Source organism: Falsochrobactrum tianjinense, from assembly GCF_019100495.1.
Classification (GTDB): domain Bacteria; phylum Pseudomonadota; class Alphaproteobacteria; order Rhizobiales; family Rhizobiaceae; genus Brucella; species Brucella tianjinense.
In genome coordinates, this window is record NZ_JAHRVA010000001.1 from 831,818 (window position 1) to 852,523 (window position 20,706).

Below are 20,706 nucleotides of genomic sequence, written 5' to 3' on the forward strand. Positions count from 1 at the left end.
ATGGCGACAATAGTTCTGCAAGCGGTTGGTGCTGCCGTTGGCGGCATTTTCGGTCCCGTGGGTGCGGCCATCGGCGCTGGGCTGGGCGCGATGGGCGGCTATGCCGTCGATACCGCAATCATCAATTCCACCCGCCATATGGAAGGCGCGCGGCTCAATAGCGGTCGTGTAGCGACCGCCGAAGAAGGTGCCAGCCTGCCTTTCGTCTACGGCACGGCGCGACTGTCGGGCACGCTCATCTGGGCCACGCGTTTCGAGGAGAAGAAAACCACGGAGCGGCAAGGCGGCAAGGGCGGTCCCAAAGTGACCAGCTACAGCTATTTCGGCAATGCTGCGTATGCGATTTGCGAAGGCGAAATCGCAGGCATTCGCCGCGTCTGGGCCGATGGGCAGGAGCTTGACCTCACGGGGATCGATATGCGCATCTATCGGGGCACGCAGGCGCAGCAGCCCGATCCGCTGATCGAAGCCAAGCAGGGCACCGGCAATGCTCCTGCCTATCGCGGCACCGCCTATGTCGTGTTCGATCGCATCCCGCTCGACGCCTATGGCAATCGTCTGCCGCAATTCCAGTTCGAGGTCATGCGCCCGGTCGGAAAACTGGCGCGCGATGTGCGCGCCATCGCCCTTATACCCGGCTCGACCGAATTCGGCCTCTCGCCAGATCCGGTCAGCGACCAGCCCTTCTGGGGAATGCAACGCTGGGTCAATCGCAATGCCACACGCGGTCGCAGCGACTGGAGCGTCGCCATGGACGAATTGCAGGCGCTTTGTCCGGGGCTGCGCCATGTGGCTATTGTGCTGCCATGGTTCGGCGACGATCTGCGCGCGGGCGAGTGCCGCATCCGCCCCGGCGTCACCGATGCCTCGGCGCGCAGGCCAAGCAAGCTCTGGACGGTGGAAAACGTCACGCGCGCGCAGGCGCATGTGATTTCAAAAAGCGGCGAGGGCGCAGCCTATGGCGGCACACCCTCCGACCAGAGTGTTATCGATGCCATTCGCGATGCGAAGGCGCGCGGCTTGCAGGTGACCTTATATCCTTTCATCATGATGGATATTCCCGCTGGCAACGCGCTGCCGTCGCCCTATGGCGGCATCGGGCAATCGGTCTATCCATGGCGCGGGCGCATCACCTGTCATCCTGCCGCCGAGGTCGCGGGATCGCCGGACAAGACGGCGGAAGCGGGAGGACAGGTCGAAGCTTTCGTCAATGGAGCATGGGGTTATCGGCGTTTTCTGAATCACTGCGCCAATCTGGCCTTGCAGGCTGGCGGCGTCGACGCCTTTCTGCTGGGGTCGGAACTGCGGGGGCTGACCCACATACGTGACAGCCGCGAGAGCTTTCCATTCGTGACGCATCTCTGTGCGCTTGCCGCCGAGATGCGCACCAAACTTGGTGCTGCCTGCCGCATCAGCTATGGCGCGGACTGGTCGGAATATTTCGGTTATCAGGCGCAGGACGGCAGCGGTGATCTGTTCTTCAATCTCGACCCGCTCTGGTCGCATCCGGCAATCGACGCCATCGGCATCGACAACTATATGCCGCTGGCCGATTGGCGCGATGCGGACCTTGACGGCGGCAATCCCGATGGGTTTGAAAGCCCCTATGATCTGGATGGCCTGATCGCCAATATAGAGGCGGGCGAAGGTTTCGACTGGTATTATGCAAGCTCGGAGGATCGCGCCGCGCGTATCCGCAGGCCGATTACCGATGGCATGGCGGGCAAGCCATGGGTCTATCGCTATAAGGATATTCGGGCATGGTGGAGCAATCGCCATTATAACAGGATCGATGGCAGGGAAGCGGCGCAGCCCACCGGCTGGGTGCCGCAATCCAAACCGTTCTGGTTCACCGAACTTGGATGCCCTGCCGTGGACAAGGGGCCGAACCAGCCCAACGTCTTTCCCGATCCGAAATCATCGGAAAATGCTACGCCTTATTTTTCCAACGGGTCGCGCGCCGATATCGCCATGGATCGGTTTTTGCGCGCTCACTACCATTACTGGCCGCAAAACAATCCTGTATCGCCGGTCTATGGCGGGCCGATGCTCGATATGGACCGCATCTATCTGTGGTCATGGGATACGAGACCGTTTCCAGAATTCCCGCTTCGGGGTGATATATGGGGCGACACGGCCAACTGGCGATTGGGCCACTGGCTCAATGGGCGGATCAGCGGGGTTGCGCTGGATGAACTGATCGCGGCCATTCTCAATGATTTCGGATTGCCGCAGGCGGATTGTTCCGGGGCAGAGGGCCATCTGACCGGCTTTGTCATATCGGAATCGGCAACGGCGCGCGGCGTGCTGGAGCCGCTCCTGGACATATTCGGCGTTCATGGTTTCGAGCAGGCCGGGCGCTTCGTATTTGAAAACATAGCGCGCGCCGCTCCGGTGCTGGACCTTCAGGCGGCGCTGGTGGAGCCGCAGGACGGGGATGCCCTGACTTCGGTGCTCGATGATCAGAACGAACTTCCCGCCGTGGCGGAGTTTTACTGCCATGATCCGCTGCGCGACTTTCAGGTCGTGGGCGCAACGGCGCAGCGCGATGAGGGGCAGGGAACGGAAAGCCTGAGCCTGTCGGGAGCGATGGAGCCGGGGCAGGCAGCGGCTCTTGCGCAAGGCTGGATGGCGCGCCGCTATGCACAACGCCGCACGGCCAGTTTTGCCTTGCCCTGGTCGCAGGCGGCTCTTCATGTCGGAGATCGTGTTCGTCTCGACATTCTGGGCGGCGGACGCGATTATGTGGTGACAGCGCTCGAAGACGCAGAGGTCCGCGCGGTAAGAGCTGTGGCGCTGGCCCCCAACATCGTCTTCGCGGACCGGGGCGAGACGCCGCGTCTGCCGCCCGGAGGCCCGGTTTCGGATATGAAGCCGATCTTTCATTTGCTCGATCTGCCGCTCTGGCCGGGTGCGGAATATCCCGTCGGCCAATTCCGCATTGCCTGCCATGCAAGGCCATGGCGCGGGGTTGCGGTCTATGCGTCGCCAGCAGATGACGGCTTTGCCGAACGCGCCCTGATTGGCGAGCGTGCAGTGATGGGCGAATTGCTTGCTCCGCTTGCAGGTGCTCCGAGCGGTCGTCTTATCGACGGGCAATATGTGGAAGTGGCGCTCTATGCGGGCGAGTTGCAATCGCGTCCGCTGGCGCAAATTCTCAACGGAGCCAATACGGCTTTGCTGCAATCGCCGGATGGGGATTGGGAAGTTTTCCAGTTTCTCGATGCCGAGGAAGTCGGGCTCAACCAGTGGCAGCTTGGCAGGTTGCTGCGCGGCCAGCTTGGTACGGAGCCAGCCAGCCGGGTCGAAAAGCCGGTCGAGACGCCGTTCATTCTGCTGGATGGCGCGGTGACATCTATCGGACTGCAACCCGCTGAACTGGGGCTGGATATCAACTGGCGGATTGGCACGGCGGGGAAGGTTTTTTCCGATGAATTCTTCGCTACGGTTCGTCAGAGCGGCGGTCTGCGGGCATTGCGTCCTCTAAGTCCGGTCCATGTGAAAGCGGATCGCCGTGCCAATGGCGATCTGGCGTTCAGCTGGATCAGGCGCGGTCGCATCGATGCGGACAGCTGGCTTGGCGAAGATATTCCGCTCGGAGAGGAACGCGAGGCCTATCTTGTCGAAATATGGCAGGCGGGGCAACGCGTGCGAAGCGAACAATTGTCCGAATCTACCTGGCTTTATAACAGCGCCCAGCGGCTTGGCGATGTGGGAACAGATGATTTTCTGTTTCGTGTCGCCATGCTGGGCGCAAAAACCGGCGCAGGCGATTTTGCAACTCTCAATCTTATGGGCGGTATGTAAAACTCAGAAAGGAAATTTATGATTGACAATAAACCATGGTATCTCTCGCGCACGGTCTGGGCAGGTCTGGTCGCCTTGACCCTCCCACTTGCAGGCGCGTTCGGTCTGGGAAGCGGTGTGCTGGATCAGGGCCTTCTGACCGAAACGCTGCTGCAACTTGCCACAGCGATGGCCGGTCTTGTGACGGTGTTGGGCCGTGTCGGCGCAACTTCGCGCATTTCATAATATTACAAATCGTGATAGTGAGGTTTTGAAAAGTGGCATGATCGTGCAATGTTGAAAGATATTGATAAGATCATACTTAAATAACTCCGGACGGTTCCGGCCCTTGTTCGGGCCGGAGAAGTTCGGCGAGTCAAAAAAATCCTTTGTGCCTGAAAGCAGAGTGTATCGTTCATGCATTGTTCAGCTGTGAGGCGCTATATAAGGCTGCATGATGAAACAGAACGCTGCTCTCAAATTTTTCGCGCTTCTCGCGGTCAGCATTGGCTTGTTGCCGGTTGATGCCGGTGCCTTGCCGATGGGCGCGCCGCAGAAGTCCAGTCTTCTGATCGCTGCCGCTGGCGATTGCGCGGCAGTGGGCCAACGGGTGGCCGCCTCGCAGGGCGGGCAACTGGCCAAGGCCACGCCGACGACGCAGAACGGCAAGCCCATGTGTATCATTGTCGTGCTCGTACCCGGTCGCGATGGCGAGCGTCCGCGACGCGTCGAAGTCGCGGTTCCGGCTCAGTAAGCGCCTTTGCAAGGGGAAGTCTTGGCTTGCGTATCCTGATTGTTGAAGATGACAAGGACCTGAACCGGCAGCTTTCGGATGCGATGGTTGCGGCTGGCTATGTCGTGGACAGTGCTTTTGATGGTGAAGAAGGTCATTATCTGGGCGATACCGAACCCTATGATGCGGTTGTCCTCGATATAGGTCTTCCGCAAATGGATGGTATCAGCGTCGTCGAGCGCTGGAGGCGCAGCGGGCGCACGATGCCCGTTCTCATGCTGACGGCGCGCGACCGCTGGAGCGACAAGGTGGCCGGTATCGATGCCGGTGCTGATGATTATGTCGCCAAGCCTTTCCATATCGAGGAAGTGCTGGCGCGCCTGCGCGCGCTGATCCGCCGCGCGGCGGGTCATGCTTCATCGGAACTGGTCTGCGGGCCGCTGAATCTCGACACCAAGACATCGAAAGCAAGCGTCGATGGCGTCGCACTCAAGCTGACCTCACATGAATACCGCCTGCTCTCCTATCTGATGCATCATATGGACGAGGTCGTCTCGCGAACCGAGCTGGTCGAGCATCTCTATGATCAGGATTTCGACCGCGATTCCAATACAATCGAAGTTTTCGTCGGACGGCTGCGCAAGAAGATGGGTGTCGATCTGATCGAAACCGTGCGCGGCATGGGCTATCGCATCCGCTCGGACGAGCAGGCCGAGATGAAAGGGAGCGGGAACTGAAGCTTCTTCGCATTTTCCCACCGCTGCGTTCTCTTGCAATACGCGTCGTTACGCTTTCGACGCTCTGGGTCATTCTGGCGCTGGTGGTCGTGGCCACCTTCATCAGCACGCTGTATGGTGACGCTGCGCGCAGCAATTTCGAGCGGCTTCTGACGGCGCATCTGTTCAGCCTCGTCGGTTCTGTCAGTATCTCGGGCGATGGTCTGCTTCAGGGGCGTCCCGAACTGGGGGAACTGCGTTATTCCCGTCCGCTTTCCGGCTGGTACTGGTCAGTCGAACCGGTGACGCCGAATACCCGCGGCCAGTTGCAATCTCCGTCCTTGCTGGGGCGTAAAGTGCCGGAAATTCCGGTGACGCAGGTTCCCTTCGATAGCTCCTTCATGCGTAGCTATACGCTCCCCGGCCTGAATGGCGAGAAACTCTACGTCGTGGAAACGGAAGTCGTGCTCGACAATGATAACCGTGTTGCACGCTTCCGCGTCATGGGTAATCTCACCGAAGTCCTTGCGGAGGTTTCGGATTTCATAACGCGGCTCGCGCTCTACCTGGCTATATTTGCCCTTGGCAGCATTTTGATAAATGCAGCGGTGATCCTGTTTGGCCTGCGTCCGCTCGACAAGGTGCGCCGGGCGCTTGGCGATATACGCGAGGGGCGCTCGCCCCGGCTCGATACCGCGCTGCCGCTGGAGATTGCGCCTTTGGCGCGCGAAATGAATGCGCTTATCGAAAACAATCGCCGCATCGTCGAGCGGTCGCGGACGCAGGTCGGCAATCTCGCACATTCGCTCAAGACGCCGCTGTCTGTACTGGTGAACGAGGCACGCGCGATGGGCGGAGAGCATGGACGCATCGTGCGTGAGCAGAGCGAGGCCATGCAGGTGCAGATCCAGCATTATCTCCAGCGCGCGCGCATCGCCGCCCAGCGCGACAGTGTGGTGTTCCGCACATTGGTGACGCCGGTTCTTGAGCGTATGCAACGGGTAACGGCGAAGCTCAATCCGACGTTCGAGATACAATTTCGTAACCACGCGCCGGGTGCGGTTTTCGCGGGCGAGAAGGAAGACCTTGAAGAAATTATTGGTAATTTGCTTGAGAACGCAGGAAAATGGGGCCGCAGGCGTGTGAATATCGTTTTGCGTATGGGGCTGGAAAAACCGCAGGGTGGGCAGCATCAGTTTGAAATCCTGATCGAAGATGATGGGCCCGGACTGGCGCCCGGCAGGATCGACGAAGCATTGAAGCGGGGCAGCCGCGTCGATGAAACGAAGCCCGGAACGGGGCTCGGACTGGCGATCGTGCAGGATACGGTTCGTGAATATGGCGGTAGCCTGCATCTTGGTAAAAGCCAGCTTGGCGGGCTTCAGGTGCGCGTCGTCTTGCCCCTGACTGAAGATTGACGCCGAAAATTGATGTTTGACTTTGCCAAGAGGCGAACCAGAAGATTAGAACAATAGATGTGTGATGCGATAATATGCACACATTATTTTAAAAGGCCGGTTTATTATGACGATGGTATCGAGACTCTCTCCCTCGCTTCTGGTTGTTTTTATGGCGCTTGCCCTTGCAGGTTGCGGAACGGTTGGCAGCGGCAAGGGAACAGGTCTGGCGTCTCTTGGAAAATTTTCTTCATCATCATCGACACAGCCGAACCTGCTTGAGCCATTGGGCAGTGGGCTGTTGGGCAATGCGGCCAGCCAGTTGAGCGAGGACGATCGCCGCAAGGCGCTTGAGGCAGAATATCGCACGCTCGAATATTCCCCTGCGGGTAAAGCGATTTCGTGGAGCAGCGGCTCGGCCTCCGGCGACGTGATGGCGGCGCAACCCTATCAGGTGGGTTCGCAGAACTGCCGCCAATATACGCACACATTCTCTATTTCCGGCGTGCCGCAGACAATGCGCGGGACCGCCTGCCGCAATCCCGACGGAAGCTGGACGCCGCTGACCTGATCCTCTTTGCGGCGAATTGCCCCTGTCGGGCGCGTTGGCGCAGGTAGATGTTGGTTTTTGCCTTCGCTGCGACTAAGTCTCAGCCATGGAATTCTGGTTAACCGCCGCATTGCTGACTTTTGCAGCCACACTGATTGTTTTGTTGCCGCTGACGCGCAACAGGCAGGGCTTTCTGCCTGCCGAAAAAAATGATCTGGAAGTTTACCGCGACCAGTTGCAGGAAGTGGAGGCGGATGCTGCGCGCGGCATGATCGATGTCGCGAGCGCCGAGCAGGCGCGCCTTGAAATTGCGCGCCGCATTCTTGGTGCGGAAAAGGCCGGTACGAAAACTACATCAGGCACGGACAAGGCACGCTCGGGCCGCTTTCTGGCTTTTGCCGCCGTGCTCGCGGTTCCATTGATCGCGTGGGGCGTCTATCCGCTTTTCGGCGCTCCAGATATGCCATCCATGCCGCTTGCCGCCCGTCTGGCTGACAGCCCGGAACGCAACTCGGTCGATCAGCTCATTGCGCGGGCAGAAGCCCATCTGGCGCAAAATCCCGACGATGCGCGCGGCTGGGATGTGCTGGCCCCGATTTATCTGCGGCTCAATCGTGGTGCTGACGCCGCCAATGCCTATCGTTCGGCCATCCGTCTGGAAGGCGAGAACCTGGCGCGCGTTCTTGGCCTCGGCGAAGCCCTGGTCGAGATATCCGGCGGAACGGTCACGGCGGAGGCGGAAACGCTTTTCAAAAAGGCCGCGCAGCTTGGACCTGATGATGTCCGCCCGCAATTTTATCTGGCGCAGAGCGAAATACAGGATGGCCGCAGTGATGCCGCGGCGCTAAGGTTGCAGGCGTTTCTGGACAAAGCCCCGGCTGACGCGCCTTGGCGCGCGCAGGTCGAGCAGACGATTGCCAGCCTTAGTGGAGGGGCCGCTGCCCCGCAAGGCCCGACACCCGAAGATGTTGAAGCGGCGGCAGCACTTGGCGCCGAAGATCGTCAGGCCATGATTGAAGGCATGGTCCAGCGTCTGGATGCAAGGCTTCGCGAAAACAGCGCTGACGTCGATGGCTGGAAGCGCCTCGTGCGCTCCTATATGATCCTCAATCGCCGCGATGCGGCTCTGGACGGCTTGAAAAGGGGGCTTGAAGCCCTCGAAGGCGAGGAGCGTGCGGATCTGCAAGGTTTCGCCGCCGGACTTGGTTTGAAAGCGGGGAGCGCGACCCAATGAGTGCGACTACGCAGGAAAATGGACCCGGAAAGTCGGGGGTGAACAAGGGCGCAGGCATTGCCCGTGCCGTCAGCCGGAGAAAACGCAAGCGTCTGATGCTGATCGGCGGCGCTCTGGCGGTTCTGGCCGTGGCCGTTGGCCTCATGCTGATGGCTTTCAGTCAGGATATTCGATTTTTCCGCACGCCTGCCGATCTGACCGAACAGGAAATTACTTCCGGCGCGCGGTTTCGTCTGGGGGGGCTCGTCGAGGAAGGTTCGGTAACGCGGCAGGGCAGCGAACTCCATTTCACCGTTACAGATACGATCAAGACCGCCAAAGTGGTTTTTGAGGGTATTCCGCCCGACCTTTTCCGTGAAGGGCAGGGGGTCGTAGCCGAGGGCCGTTTCGGTCCTGACAGAGTGTTCCGCGCCGACAATGTGCTGGCCAAGCATGATGAGAATTACACCCCCAAGGATTTGGCCAGCAGCCTGAAGGAAAAGGGCGTCTGGGAAGGCCAATGAAGAAACCGGGATACAGTCTATGAATGTCGAGATCGGCCATTTTGCACTGGTGCTGGCGCTGGCCCTGTCGGTCGTGCAATCGATCGTGCCCGTTATTGGCGCGCAGCGCAGAGACATGCAGCTTATGGCTGTTGCGGTGCCAACTGCGGTGGCTGTTTTCGCGCTGATCGCCTTTTCCTTTGCGGTCCTCACCATCGCTTATGTCGTTTCGGACTTTTCCGTTCTCAACGTGGTCGAGAACTCGCATTCGCAAAAGCCGCTTCTCTATAAGATCACCGGCGTATGGGGCAATCACGAAGGCTCTATGCTGCTGTGGGTGCTGATCCTGAGCTTCTTCAGCGCGCTGGTGGCGGGCTTTTCCGCCAACCTGCCCGAGACATTGCGCGCCAATGTTCTGGCGGTTCAGGGCTGGATAGCAACGGCTTTTCTGGCTTTTGTCATCTTTACCTCCAATCCTTTCACGCGCATCTTCCCCGCTCCCATGGAGGGTGGAGACCTCAATCCGATCCTTCAGGATATCGGCCTCGCAATCCATCCGCCGCTCCTTTATCTTGGTTATGTCGGCTTTTCCGTCTGCTTTTCCTTTGCCATTGCCGCCCTTATCGAAGGCCGTATCGATGCGGCATGGGCGCGCTGGGTTCGCCCATGGGCGCTGGTCGCATGGATGTTTCTGACCGGCGGCATCGCTATGGGATCTTACTGGGCCTATTACGAACTGGGCTGGGGCGGCTGGTGGTTCTGGGACCCGGTCGAAAATGCGTCCTTCATGCCATGGTTGGTCGGCACAGCCCTGCTTCATTCCGCCCTTGTGATGGAAAAGCGCTCGGCGCTGAAAATCTGGACGGTCCTGCTGGCGATTCTGACATTCTCGCTTTCGCTGCTTGGTACTTTCCTGGTGCGCTCCGGTGTTCTCACTTCCGTGCACAGTTTCGCGACCGATCCGGGGCGCGGCCTTTTCATTCTCGCCATTCTGGCGGTCTTCATCGGCGGTTCGCTCTCGCTGTTTGCCTTGCGCGTGCAGAACCTTGCGTCCGGCGGATTGTTCCAGCCGATCTCGCGCGAAGGCGCGCTGGTCTTCAACAATCTCTTTCTGACGACCGCTGCCGCGACGGTTCTCATCGGCACGCTCTATCCGCTTCTGCTCGAAGTTTTGACCGGCGACAAGATTTCCGTGGGCGCGCCCTTCTTCAACATGACCTTCGGGCCATTGATGATCCCGCTGCTTTTCGCCGTGCCGTTCGGCCCGCTGCTTGCGTGGAAGCGAGGCGATCTTTATGCGGTCGCGCAACGATTGATGACGGCATTTGCCTTGTCGCTGGTGGTGACGGGCATTGTCTTGTGGCGCAGCAATGCCCACTCGGTTCTTGCGGCAATGGGCATCGGCCTTGCCGCATGGCTCATCTTCGGCAGTCTCACCGATCTGCTTCTGAAAGCGGGCATCGGCAAGGTATCGCCTGCAAAGGCATTTGCGCGCTTCAAAGGCTTGCCGCGTTCGGTTTTCGGTACCGCACTTGCGCATATGGGACTTGGGATCACCCTGCTGGGGATCGTCAGCGTCACAACGTTCGGCACAGAAAACGTATTGGTCATGCGCCCCGGCGATACCACGAAGGTTGCCGATTACTCGCTGCGCTTTGAGGGGCTGCGCCCCGTTACCGGATCGAATTATACTGAAAATCGCGGCAGCTTCACACTGTTCGATTCAACGGCCCGTGACCTTGGCCTGATCGAACCTTCCAAGCGGTTCTTCCCTGCCCGCCAGATGCCGACCACAGAATCAGGCATAAGGACATTATGGTTCAATCAGGTCTATGTCGCGCTTGGCGACGAGGTGGGCGATGACGCTATCGTGGTGCGTGTCTGGTGGAAACCGCATGTGACGCTGATCTGGTACGGCGCGATTGTGATGATGCTGGGCGGCATTTTCTCGCTGGCCGACCGCCGCCTGCGCGTGGGCGCACCATCAAAGGCACGCAAATCCGCATCGTCATCCACAACAGGAAAAGCAGGGGCGACGGCATGAGGCTGCGCGCGGCGGCTGCATCGCTTGTGCTGGGGCTTGGGCTGTCGTTTCAGGCGACACCTTCTCTGGCGGTCAATCCCGACGAGGTTCTGTCCGATCCGCAGCTTGAAAGCCGTGCGCGCGAAATCTCGGCAGAACTGCGCTGCATGGTCTGCCAGAATGAATCCATTGATGATTCCAATGCCGAACTGGCGCGCGACCTGCGCATTCTGGTGCGCGAGCGCCTGACTGCGGGCGATTCGGACCGGCAGGTCATGGATTTTGTCGTGGCTCGTTACGGCGAGTTCGTTCTGCTAAAACCGCGTTTAAATGCGCAGACTGCCTTGCTCTGGGGTTTTCCGGTGCTGATTCTGCTGATTGGCGGAGGTGCGCTGATATTTTCTTTCCGCAAGCGCGACACGATGGCCGAAGTCCAGAAGCCCCTCTCGGAGCGTGAAAAAGCCGAGCTTACCCGGCTTCTTGACGATAAATAACCCACCGTTCGGGCCGGTATTTTTTCTCAACCTTACAAAACTTTCATCTTCCGGAAATCGAGCGGTAAGGTAGCTCTCGCTATCTTACGCCCTATAAAGGATTTACAGTGCCGGATTGCCTTGATGGGGTAACGGCCTCGGATTGCTCGTAAGGAGAGACAGATGTCAAAAGCTACGATTTCCAAATATCGCAAAAGTGTTGCAGCCGTAGCACTGGCGGCTGCGCTCGCTGGTACATTCGTTGCAACGGGTCCGATGGGCGCGCTCAATGATGCCCGCGCTGAAGCTGTGAAGATCACCCCGCCCGTTCAGCAGGCAGGCTTCGCGGATCTGGTTGAAAAAGTCCGTCCGGCTGTTGTCAGCGTTCGGGTGAAGAAGGATGTGCAGGAAACCGCCAATAGCGGGCGGCAGTTCTTTGGCTCTCCGGGGTTTGACCAACTGCCTGACGGGCACCCGCTCAAGCGTTTCTTCCGTGATTTCGGCGTCGAGCCGCGCGGCGATGCGCGTCCCGGAAACCGCCAGAAAAGCCGTCCGGGACATGAACGTCCAGTGGCGCAGGGTTCCGGCTTCCTGATTTCGGAAGACGGTTACGTTGTCACCAATAATCACGTCGTTTCCGATGGCGATGCCTATAGCATCGTGCTCGATGATGGTGCGGAATTCGATGCCAAGTTGATCGGCACCGATCCGCGCACCGATCTTGCCGTGCTCAAGATCGAAGATGCCAAGCGCAAATTCACCTATGTCACCTTTGGCGATGATAACAAGATCCGCGTCGGCGACTGGGTGGTTGCGGTCGGCAATCCCTTTGGTCTTGGCGGCACGGTTACGTCCGGTATCGTATCTGCCCGTGGCCGCGACATCGGTGCTGGTCCCTACGACGACTTCATCCAGATTGATGCAGCCGTGAACAAGGGCAATTCCGGCGGACCGGCTTTTGATCTGTCGGGTGAAGTCATCGGCATCAATACTGCTATCTTCTCACCATCAGGCGGCAGCGTCGGCATTGCTTTTGCCATTCCGTCATCGACCGCCAAGCAGGTCGTCGATCAGCTCATCAAGAAGGGGTCGGTCGAGCGCGGCTGGATCGGCGTGCAGATTCAGCCTGTCACCAAGGACATCGCAGCCTCGCTTGGCCTTGCTGAAGAAAAGGGAGCGCTTGTCGCTTCGCCGCAATCCGATGGACCGGCCGCAAAAGCTGGCATCAACGCGGGAGATGTGATCACCGCAGTCAATGGCGAGACGGTCGATGGCCCGCGCGAGCTTGCCCGCAAGATCGCCAATATCACGCCCGGCGAAAAGGTGGCTCTGACTGTCTGGCGCAAGAACAAGGCCGAAGAGGTCAACATCACCATTGCGGCCATGCCGGAGGATCTGGGCAAGACGGACAATCCGGCTCCAGGCGGCGATACGCAGCAAGGCGAAACTCTTGACTCGTATGGCCTGACGGTTGTTCCGTCTGAAGACGGCAACGGCGTTGTTGTGACCAATGTCGATCCCGATAGCGATGCATCGGATCGCGGCATCCGCTCCGGCGATGTGATCGTAACCGTCAACAACCAGGCTGTTAAAGACGCACAGGACATCAACAAGGCCATTGATGAAGCCGCAAAGGCGGGTCGCAAGGCGGTCCTGCTGCAATTGCAGAGCAACGATCAGAGCCGCTTCGTGGCTTTGCCGATCGATCAGGCCGGGTAACCGCAACGGATGATCGTTCTGACGAAAAACGTCTGAAAATTGGATGCCAGGCGGAACTTCCGTCTGGCATTGCTTCATTTTCTCCAGCGACCCGGTTTATAGTGACGCCATGAAGATTCTCGTTATTGAAGACGACCGCGAAGCGGCCCGCTATCTTGAGAAAGCCTTTACCGAGGCCGGACATTCAGCCGATATCGCGGGTGATGGTGAAATCGGCTATGCACTGGCCGAAAACGGCAACTACGATGTGCTGGTCGTGGATCGTATGCTGCCCAGGCGCGACGGGCTTTCCGTCGTGGCGGGCCTGCGCGCCAAAGGCATGGAAACGCCGGTGCTGATCCTGTCTGCCCTTGGTGAAGTCGATGATCGCGTTACCGGATTGCGTGCGGGCGGAGACGATTATCTTACCAAGCCCTATGCTTTCTCGGAATTGCTGGCGCGCGTCGAGGTCTTGCAGCGCCGCTCAAGCCCACGCGAAGCGGACACAATCTATCGTGTCGGTGATCTGGAGCTTGACCGGCTCGCGCATACTGCCCGCAGGCAGGACGTTGATATCGCGCTTCAGCCGCGCGAATTTCGCCTTCTCGAATATCTCATGCGTCATGCCGGGCAGGTCGTCACCCGCACCATGCTTCTGGAAAATGTCTGGGACTATCACTTTGATCCACAGACCAATGTGATCGATGTGCATATTTCGCGCTTGCGCAGCAAGATCGAAAAAGGCTTTGATGGACCGCTGCTCCATACCGTGCGCGGCGCGGGCTATATGCTCAAAGCAGACCGGACAAAACAGCCGGGCACGGCTGCCAGGACGGAATGATGAGCCGCTTTTCTGCGCTGATGCGCACAACGGCTGCTCGCCTTTCAGCGCTCTATCTGCTGCTGTTTGTAGTTGGTGCCGTGGCCCTGGTCTTCTATATGACCAATCTTTCCGCGTCCTTTCTTGCGGGGCAAACGCAGGAAGCACTGGGTGAAGAAATTGCAAGTATCGGCAAAAGCTATGCGCGAGGCGGCATTCCGCAGCTTGTGCGTTCTATTGACTATCGCTCGCGCCAGCCCGGCGCCTATCTCTATCTGGTCTCTGATCCCACCGGACGTATCCTGGCCGGAAATGTCGAAAGCGTGCAGCCCGGTGTTCTGGACACGAACGGCATTGTCGAGCGCGCTTTCACTTATAGCCGCTATGGCGAACAAGGCGCGCAAACCGAACATCGCGCGATTGCCGTGGTGATCGCATTGCCCAATGGAATGCGTCTTCTGGTCGGGCGCGATCTGGGCGAGCCGGAACGCTTCCGCGATCTTGTCCGCCGCTCGCTCATGCTGGCGCTCGGTATCATGAGCGTAGGGGCTTTCCTCATCTGGTTCTTCGTGGGTCGCCGGGCGCTCAAGCGTATCGATGAAGTTTCGGGCGCGTCGCAACGCATCATGGAGGGCGATCTGACGGGGCGGTTGCCGGTTAATGGTTCTGGTGATGAATTTGATCGCCTTTCGACCAATCTCAACATCATGCTGGGGCGCATCCTTGAACTGAACGAGGGGCTGAAACAGGTCTCCGACAATATCGCTCATGATCTCAAGACGCCGCTCACACGTCTGCGCAATAGCGCCGAAGAAGCGCTTTCGGGCCAGAAGGATGGCCCTGAATATCGTGCGGCTCTGGAAGATATTATCGGCGAATCCGACCAGCTTATCCGCACATTCAATGCAATCCTGATGATCTCACGGCTGGAGGCAGGCTATTCATCGGAAAATCTGGATGACATGCCGCTCGCGTCCATTGTGGGCGATGTTGCCGAAATGTATGAGCCGGTCGCGGAAGATGCAGGCGTCAGATTTGAGCTGGGTACACTGGATGATACGCCCGTGCGCATCAATCGCGAGCTGATCGGCCAGACAGTTTCCAATCTGGTAGATAATGCCATCAAATATGCCGGTGGGGAGAGGGGCGGCTCCATTGTGACCCTGGCCATGGAGCGCGATCCGGGACATGTGCGCATCGTCGTGGCCGATAATGGCCCCGGCATTCCTGAGAACAAGCGCGAGCAGGCCACCGAGCGTTTTGTGCGGCTTGAAGAAAGTCGCACCCAGCCGGGCTCCGGGCTGGGGTTAAGTCTTGCCAAGGCGATTATGAAGTTGCACGGTGGCGCGCTTCGTCTTGAGGATAACCAACCCGGCCTGCGGGCGGTACTGGAGTTTCCGCTGCCTCATGACGAGACAGCTAAATAAATATGCAATGCCAGATCGGATTATAAGAGGGGACTATGGCGGCAGAGGACGCAAAGGCACTGTTTTTTGATCGTAAACTCTGCCCGCTTGCGCCGCTCGACGAGCAAAGGGCGCAATCCTTTCTGGCTGATCTTGAAGCCAGAGCGCAGGAAGATGAATTTTCCCGCGTCCTGGCGCTTATGCGTGACAATAATATAGCAGCTTTTCTTGCCGCCGTGCTGGACCTTTCCCCCTATATAAGGGAAGTGCTGACACGCCAGCCCCGCATTCTCGACCGGATCGCAGCCCATGCGCCGGAGACGGCGCTGGCCGGTGTTCTGGCCGAAATTTCCCTGTGCGACACACAGGCAGGGATTAGCGAAACCATCCTGATGAGCAGATTGCGCCAGCTCAAGCGCGAGGCGCATGTGCTGATCGCACTGTGCGATGTGGCGCGCATTTTCGACACCGAAACTACCACCGGCTGGCTTACAGATCTCGCCGAAGCCAGTACAGGAGCCGCCATTCGATTTCTGCTGCGCGATGCGGACAGCGTGGGCAAGATCGTGCTGTCAGATCGTGACGATCCTGAAAAGGATTGCGGCTGGATCGTGCTGGGCATGGGCAAGTTCGGTGCGCGGGAACTCAACTATTCCTCCGATATCGATCTGATCGTCTTTGTCGATGAAACCCGGCCCGCCATCGGTGATCCCTATGAATGTATCGAGACATTCTCGCGCCTGACACGCAGGCTGGTGCGTATCCTTCAGGATCGCACGGCGGATGGTTATGTCTTCCGCGTTGATCTGCGCCTTCGTCCCGATCCTGGTTCGACGCCGCTTGCGATTCCGGTGGGAGCCGCGTTGCATTATTATGAGGGGCGCGGTCAGAACTGGGAACGCGCCGCCATGATCAAGGCGCGGCCCGTGGCGGGCGACCGCAAATCGGGCGAACAGGTGCTGGCCGAGCTTGCGCCCTATGTCTGGCGTAAATATCTCGACTATGCCGCAATCGCCGATGTGCATTCGATCAAACGACAGATACATGCCCATAAAGGCCATGGCGATATTGCCATTCGCGGCCATAATGTGAAACTGGGGCGCGGCGGCATTCGCGAGATCGAATTCTTCGTCCAGACGCAGCAATTGATCGCCGGTGGGCGCTTTCCGGAATTGCGAGGCAACCAGACCGTGCCCATGCTGGGCAGGCTGGCGGAACGCGGCTGGATTACTGATGCGGCACGCGATGCGCTGGCGCGAGAATATAATTTCCTGCGTGAAGTCGAACACCGTATCCAGATGATTGCCGATGAGCAGACCCATATTCTGCCGGAAGACGACGAAGGTTTTACCCGCGTTTCATATCTGATGGGCTATGCCGACACGGCAGAGTTTTCCGATCGATTCCTCGGCGCGCTCCAGACGGTCGAAAAGCACTATGCCGCCCTGTTCGAGCAGGCGCCGGAACTGGGTTCTTCCGGCGGCAATCTTGTCTTCACCGGCGATGTGGACGATCCCGGCACGCTCGAAACGCTCAGCGCCATGGGCTATGAGCGTCCGAGCGATATTTGCCGCGTCATCCGCACCTGGCATTTTGGCCGCTATCGCGCCACGCAATCGGCGGAAGCGCGCGAGCGTCTGACCGAATTGATACCGGCCCTGCTCAACGCCTTTGCCGAAACAAGGCGCGCCGATGAATCCCTGCTGCGTTTCGACAGCTTCTTGCAGGGCCTGCCTGCGGGCATTCAGCTTTTCAGCTTGCTGCAATCCAATCCGCGCCTGCTTGATCTCATCGTAATGATTATGAGTGCTGCACCGAAGCTCGCGGAGATCATTACCCGTAACCCCCATGTTTTCGATGGCCTGCTTGATCCGGTCATATTCTCGGAAGTACCCAATCGTTCCTATCTCGAAGAGAGGTTACGCGTGTTTCTGGGGGCTGCGACCGATTATGAAGAAGTGCTCGACCGCCTGCGCATTTTCGCAGCCGAACACCGTTTCCTGATCGGCATCCGTCTTCTCACCGGAACGATAGATGGGGTGCGCGCAGGCCGCGCTTTCTCCGATCTGGCCGAACTGATGGTGGGCAAGGCTTTCGAGGCGGTGGAGGCCGAATTACAGCGGCGGCACGGCAGGGTGAAGGGCGCGAAAGCAGCACTTCTTGCCATGGGCAAGCTTGGCAGCCGCGAGCTTACGGCCGGGTCCGATGTCGATCTGATCCTGCTTTATGACCACGACAGGCACGCTGAGGAATCGGACGGCGAAAAGCCGCTTGCGCCGTCGCAATATTATATCCGCCTGACGCAGCGGCTGATTGCAGCACTTTCCGCGCCGACCGCCGAAGGCGTGCTTTACGAGGTGGATATGCGGCTCCGGCCATCAGGCAATAAAGGCCCCGTCGCGACCCATATCGAATCCTTTGGCAAATATCAGCGCAGCGAAGCCTGGACCTGGGAGCATATGGCGCTGACGCGTGCACGCCCGATCCATGGCGATGCGGCCTTTATCGATTTCATAAAAAGCGAAATCGAAGATGTGCTCGCCACTCCGCGTGACAGAAAGAAAATTGCTCATGACGTGCGCGAGATGCGCGAATTGATTGAGCGGGAAAAACCGCCACTTGACGATTGGGATTTCAAGCTCAAGCCGGGCGGCATTATCGATCTCGAATTCATCGCCCAGTTTGCGGCTCTTGCGGGAAGGGTGGCGCATACGCCGCGCCCGCTGGGCACGGAGGACGTGCTGGCGGGGCTTGCGCCGTCATTTGCCGATCCTGCCCGTATTGACAGTCTCGTTGTAGCGCATCGCTTCTATACCAATCTCAGCCAGACCACCCGGCTCTGCATTGGGCGCGATGCAAGGCGCGAGGAGTTCATCCCCGGCATGATCGATCTGCTGTGCCGCGCCGCCGATATGCCCGACATCCAGCGGGTCGAGCATTATCTGACGGAACTGGCGGTGGAGGTTCGCTCAGGCTTTGATGAACTTGTGCAATAATCAGGCAGCGTGGGTTTCGGACTGAAGACCGGGAGCGCCGTTTTCGCGGCGATCGGGAATGCACACTGAAACCACCGTGCCCACACCTTCCGTCGAGCGGATGCGAAGCCAGCCGCCATGCAGTTCGGCCAGTGAGCGCGTGATGGCAAGCCCGAGGCCCGAACCGGTATGGGTCTTGGTGAACTGGTTTTCCACCTGCTCGAAGGGCTGGCCGATCTTCTTGATCGCCGATTTGGGAATGCCGCAGCCGGTATCCTGTATGGTCATGAAAAGCGCTGTGCCGGTCTTGCGTGCGCGCACGGTGATCTGTCCGCCATAGGAGGTAAATTTCACGGCGTTGGACAGAAGATTGATCAGAACCTGCTTAATCGCGCGGCGATCGGCATAGAGCTGCATTGCCTCTTCAATGCGCGTATCCACCGTAATTTCCTTCTCGTCCGCCTGTAGCGAGATCATGCGCACCGTTTCATTAATGAGCGGACATAGATCGATTTTTTCGCGGTCGAGCGAGAAATGCCCCGTCTCGATCTTCGACATGTCGAGAATGTCGTTGATGACGTTGAGCAGGAAATTGCCGCTGGTGTGGATATCGTTGATATATTCTTCATAGCGGTCAGAGCCGAGCGGCCCAAACGTCCCTGCCTGAATCATTTCCGAGAAGCCGATGATTGCATTGAGCGGTGTGCGCAATTCATGCGACATATTGGCGAGAAATTCCGATTTGGCACGGTTCGCAGCTTCCGCGCGTTCTTTCTCCTGGCCATATTTGCGTGCCAGTTCCGAAAGCTCGCGCACGCGGTCGCGCTCGCCCTTGCGGGCGATGGAAAGATCGTGGATCGTAGCCATCAGGCGGCGCTCGCTTTCGACCAGACGCTCCTGATGCTGCTTGATCTGCGTGATGTCGGTGCTGATGGAAACCATCCCGCCATCCTGCGTACGTCGCTCGTTGACCTGGAGCCAGCGCCCGTCGCTCAATTGCCGCTCGAAAGTCTGGCCGCCCGCGTGATTATGCTCGTTCGCCATGCGGCGCTCGAAGCTGAACGGGCGGGTATGGGCGTCAACTTCGTTGCGCGGTACGCCCGGCCTCAACGTCCAGACCGGCAGGCCCGCATATTCGCTGAATTTGGAATTGGCCATGACCAGACGGCTTTTGGCGTCCCACAAGACGAAGGCTTCCGAAATATTCTCGATGGCTTCGCGAATGCGCATATCGGCTTCCGCTGTCTGCTGCGCAAAGCGGTGCTGCTCGCTGACGTCGAAAGCGATGCCGACCAGATGCAGATCGCTCTCGGTCGTGATTTCCGCGCGCACTCGCATCCACACCCATGAGCCGTCTGCGTGGCGCATGCGCCATACGCGGTCCACATGGGAAATATCCCCCGCTGCCGCCCGTTCCGCGATCGAATAAAGATCGCCATCTTCGGGATTGATGATCGCGGAAACATCGCCGAAAGGGAGCACTGCGTCCTGTGCCTCATAGCCGAGCATTTCATACATGGAACGCGACCAGTAGATACGCCCGCGCGCCATGTCCCAGTCCCACAATCCGCCGCGCCCGCGCGCCAGCGCCATATCGATGCGTCGCTGGATCTGGCCGGAAAGATCGTCGGCTTCCCGCGCCCGCGCCGCCTGGCTGAAATAGGCGTAAAGGATCGCGAACATCACTCCGGTCGTGCCGGCAAACAGGGTGATGCTGAGCGAAACCGCGCGTTTCCATTCGGCAAAGATCGTCCGCTCCGGTTGTACCGCGATGACTGCAAAAGGCGTTGAGACCGTTTTGGATAGGGCGCCGAAGGCTGCTTCGCCCTGCATGGTGATTGTGAGCACGCCTGCGCGTTCGGCAAAAAGCAACAAAGGCTGGACCTCGCCGAACACTGCACTTGCCTGCTTGCCCACCATGTCCGACTGCGGCCCGGAGGCGGCGATGATCGTCGAGGTGTCGTTGACCAGAGCGATTGTCATGCTGGGAGAGGAAAGGCCGCGCGAGCGGAATTCTGCGATGATGTTTTCGATATCTTTCGGTGCCATCTGCGCAGGCGCGTTCACGCCCCCATCGATACCATTGGATGCGCGCTCGATCATCTGCGCCAGATTGGCTGTCGCTGCCGAAAGAGCGGCCTTGTGCTGCTGCTCGATATCCTCGCGCCACGAAAGCATTGAAAAAACACGCGCCACGCCGAGAATGATGAGGAATATGATAATGAGCGCCGGAACGAGGCGGCGCAATATCGGCTCCATCGAGATGAACTTGCCATAGGCCGGGCCGGCAAGAAGACTGACATGACCCGAGAGCCTGCCTTTCTTTCTTTCCCGTCGGGGCGCGCAATGCTTCCCCGCCGGCGCGTCATACGCGTCGGTGCTCGCCATCGAGGGCCCCTCTTGATTTTTTGAA

At 58.9% G+C, this 20,706-nt stretch carries 15 protein-coding genes; 14 read left to right on the top strand and 1 reads right to left on the bottom strand.

Translation table 11 applies throughout. The annotated features are described in order from the left end of the window. From KUG47_RS03960 to KUG47_RS04025, 14 genes are all read left to right on the top strand, one after another. Positions 1 to 3,807, top strand: a complete 3,807-nt coding sequence (locus tag KUG47_RS03960) for a baseplate multidomain protein megatron (protein WP_217676623.1) — start codon at positions 1 to 3, stop codon at positions 3,805 to 3,807. Between the two features lie 18 nt (positions 3,808 to 3,825). After that, positions 3,826 to 4,032, top strand: a complete 207-nt coding sequence (locus KUG47_RS03965; protein WP_217676624.1) for a hypothetical protein — start codon at positions 3,826 to 3,828, stop codon at positions 4,030 to 4,032. A gap of 211 nt (positions 4,033 to 4,243) precedes the next feature. Continuing rightward, positions 4,244 to 4,540 (top strand): hypothetical protein, encoded by a 297-nt coding sequence (locus tag KUG47_RS03970; protein WP_217676976.1) that lies wholly within the window; start codon positions 4,244 to 4,246, stop codon positions 4,538 to 4,540. Positions 4,541 to 4,566: 26 nt separating this feature from the next. After that, positions 4,567 to 5,256 (top strand): response regulator transcription factor, encoded by a 690-nt coding sequence (locus KUG47_RS03975; RefSeq protein WP_217676625.1) that lies wholly within the window; start codon positions 4,567 to 4,569, stop codon positions 5,254 to 5,256. A 74-nt stretch (positions 5,257 to 5,330) separates the two neighbouring features. Further along, positions 5,331 to 6,653: an ATP-binding protein gene (locus KUG47_RS03980; protein WP_217676977.1), complete on the top strand. Its 1,323-nt coding sequence runs from the start codon at positions 5,331 to 5,333 to the stop codon at positions 6,651 to 6,653. Between the two features lie 106 nt (positions 6,654 to 6,759). Further along, positions 6,760 to 7,203 carry a hypothetical protein gene (locus KUG47_RS03985; RefSeq protein ID WP_217676626.1) on the top strand — a complete coding sequence of 148 codons (444 nt, stop codon included), beginning with the start codon at positions 6,760 to 6,762 and terminating at the stop codon, positions 7,201 to 7,203. A gap of 85 nt (positions 7,204 to 7,288) precedes the next feature. Next, on the top strand, positions 7,289 to 8,416 hold the full coding sequence (gene ccmI / locus KUG47_RS03990) for a c-type cytochrome biogenesis protein CcmI (RefSeq protein WP_217676627.1): 1,128 nt from the start codon (positions 7,289 to 7,291) through the stop codon (positions 8,414 to 8,416). Further along, on the top strand, positions 8,413 to 8,919 hold the full coding sequence (gene ccmE / locus KUG47_RS03995; protein WP_217676628.1) for a cytochrome c maturation protein CcmE: 507 nt from the start codon (positions 8,413 to 8,415) through the stop codon (positions 8,917 to 8,919). The genes ccmI and ccmE overlap by 4 nt, the downstream gene beginning before the upstream one ends. A gap of 19 nt (positions 8,920 to 8,938) precedes the next feature. Then, complete coding sequence (locus KUG47_RS04000; RefSeq protein ID WP_217676629.1) at positions 8,939 to 10,942, top strand: heme lyase CcmF/NrfE family subunit; 2,004 nt, start codon at positions 8,939 to 8,941, stop codon at positions 10,940 to 10,942. Continuing rightward, positions 10,939 to 11,415 (top strand): cytochrome c-type biogenesis protein, encoded by a 477-nt coding sequence (locus KUG47_RS04005; RefSeq protein ID WP_217676630.1) that lies wholly within the window; start codon positions 10,939 to 10,941, stop codon positions 11,413 to 11,415. Before KUG47_RS04000 ends, KUG47_RS04005 begins: the two co-directional genes overlap by 4 nt. Before the next feature lie 162 nt (positions 11,416 to 11,577). Next, the gene (locus tag KUG47_RS04010) at positions 11,578 to 13,113 is read left to right on the top strand and encodes a Do family serine endopeptidase (RefSeq protein WP_217676631.1); all 1,536 of its coding nucleotides are present in this window, start codon (positions 11,578 to 11,580) and stop codon (positions 13,111 to 13,113) included. A gap of 109 nt (positions 13,114 to 13,222) precedes the next feature. Continuing rightward, positions 13,223 to 13,933: a response regulator transcription factor gene (locus tag KUG47_RS04015; RefSeq protein ID WP_217676632.1), complete on the top strand. Its 711-nt coding sequence runs from the start codon at positions 13,223 to 13,225 to the stop codon at positions 13,931 to 13,933. Then, positions 13,930 to 15,339 (top strand): sensor histidine kinase, encoded by a 1,410-nt coding sequence (locus KUG47_RS04020; protein WP_217676633.1) that lies wholly within the window; start codon positions 13,930 to 13,932, stop codon positions 15,337 to 15,339. The genes KUG47_RS04015 and KUG47_RS04020 overlap by 4 nt, the downstream gene beginning before the upstream one ends. 35 nt (positions 15,340 to 15,374) lie before the next feature. Then, positions 15,375 to 18,314 carry a bifunctional [glutamine synthetase] adenylyltransferase/[glutamine synthetase]-adenylyl-L-tyrosine phosphorylase gene (locus KUG47_RS04025; RefSeq protein WP_217676634.1) on the top strand — a complete coding sequence of 980 codons (2,940 nt, stop codon included), beginning with the start codon at positions 15,375 to 15,377 and terminating at the stop codon, positions 18,312 to 18,314. Here KUG47_RS04025 and KUG47_RS04030 read toward each other — a convergent pair whose 3' ends face one another. Beyond that, on the bottom strand, positions 18,315 to 20,681 hold the full coding sequence (locus tag KUG47_RS04030) for a PAS domain-containing sensor histidine kinase (protein WP_217676635.1): 2,367 nt from the start codon (positions 20,679 to 20,681) through the stop codon (positions 18,315 to 18,317). It lies immediately after the preceding gene. Between the last annotated feature and the right edge of the window lie 25 nt (positions 20,682 to 20,706).

Coding starts and splice junctions, on each gene's coding strand:
- KUG47_RS04020 (WP_217676633.1), top strand. CDS start 13,930: ATGATGAGCCGCTTTTCTGCGCTGATGCGCACAACGGCTGCTCGCCTT.
- ccmI (WP_217676627.1), top strand. CDS start 7,289: ATGGAATTCTGGTTAACCGCCGCATTGCTGACTTTTGCAGCCACACTG.
- KUG47_RS04005 (WP_217676630.1), top strand. CDS start 10,939: ATGAGGCTGCGCGCGGCGGCTGCATCGCTTGTGCTGGGGCTTGGGCTG.
- KUG47_RS04025 (WP_217676634.1), top strand. CDS start 15,375: ATGGCGGCAGAGGACGCAAAGGCACTGTTTTTTGATCGTAAACTCTGC.
- KUG47_RS03970 (WP_217676976.1), top strand. CDS start 4,244: ATGAAACAGAACGCTGCTCTCAAATTTTTCGCGCTTCTCGCGGTCAGC.
- KUG47_RS03985 (WP_217676626.1), top strand. CDS start 6,760: ATGACGATGGTATCGAGACTCTCTCCCTCGCTTCTGGTTGTTTTTATG.
- KUG47_RS04015 (WP_217676632.1), top strand. CDS start 13,223: ATGAAGATTCTCGTTATTGAAGACGACCGCGAAGCGGCCCGCTATCTT.
- ccmE (WP_217676628.1), top strand. CDS start 8,413: ATGAGTGCGACTACGCAGGAAAATGGACCCGGAAAGTCGGGGGTGAAC.
- KUG47_RS03965 (WP_217676624.1), top strand. CDS start 3,826: ATGATTGACAATAAACCATGGTATCTCTCGCGCACGGTCTGGGCAGGT.
- KUG47_RS04010 (WP_217676631.1), top strand. CDS start 11,578: ATGTCAAAAGCTACGATTTCCAAATATCGCAAAAGTGTTGCAGCCGTA.
- KUG47_RS04030 (WP_217676635.1), bottom strand. CDS start 20,681: ATGGCGAGCACCGACGCGTATGACGCGCCGGCGGGGAAGCATTGCGCG.
- KUG47_RS03960 (WP_217676623.1), top strand. CDS start 1: ATGGCGACAATAGTTCTGCAAGCGGTTGGTGCTGCCGTTGGCGGCATT.
- KUG47_RS04000 (WP_217676629.1), top strand. CDS start 8,939: ATGAATGTCGAGATCGGCCATTTTGCACTGGTGCTGGCGCTGGCCCTG.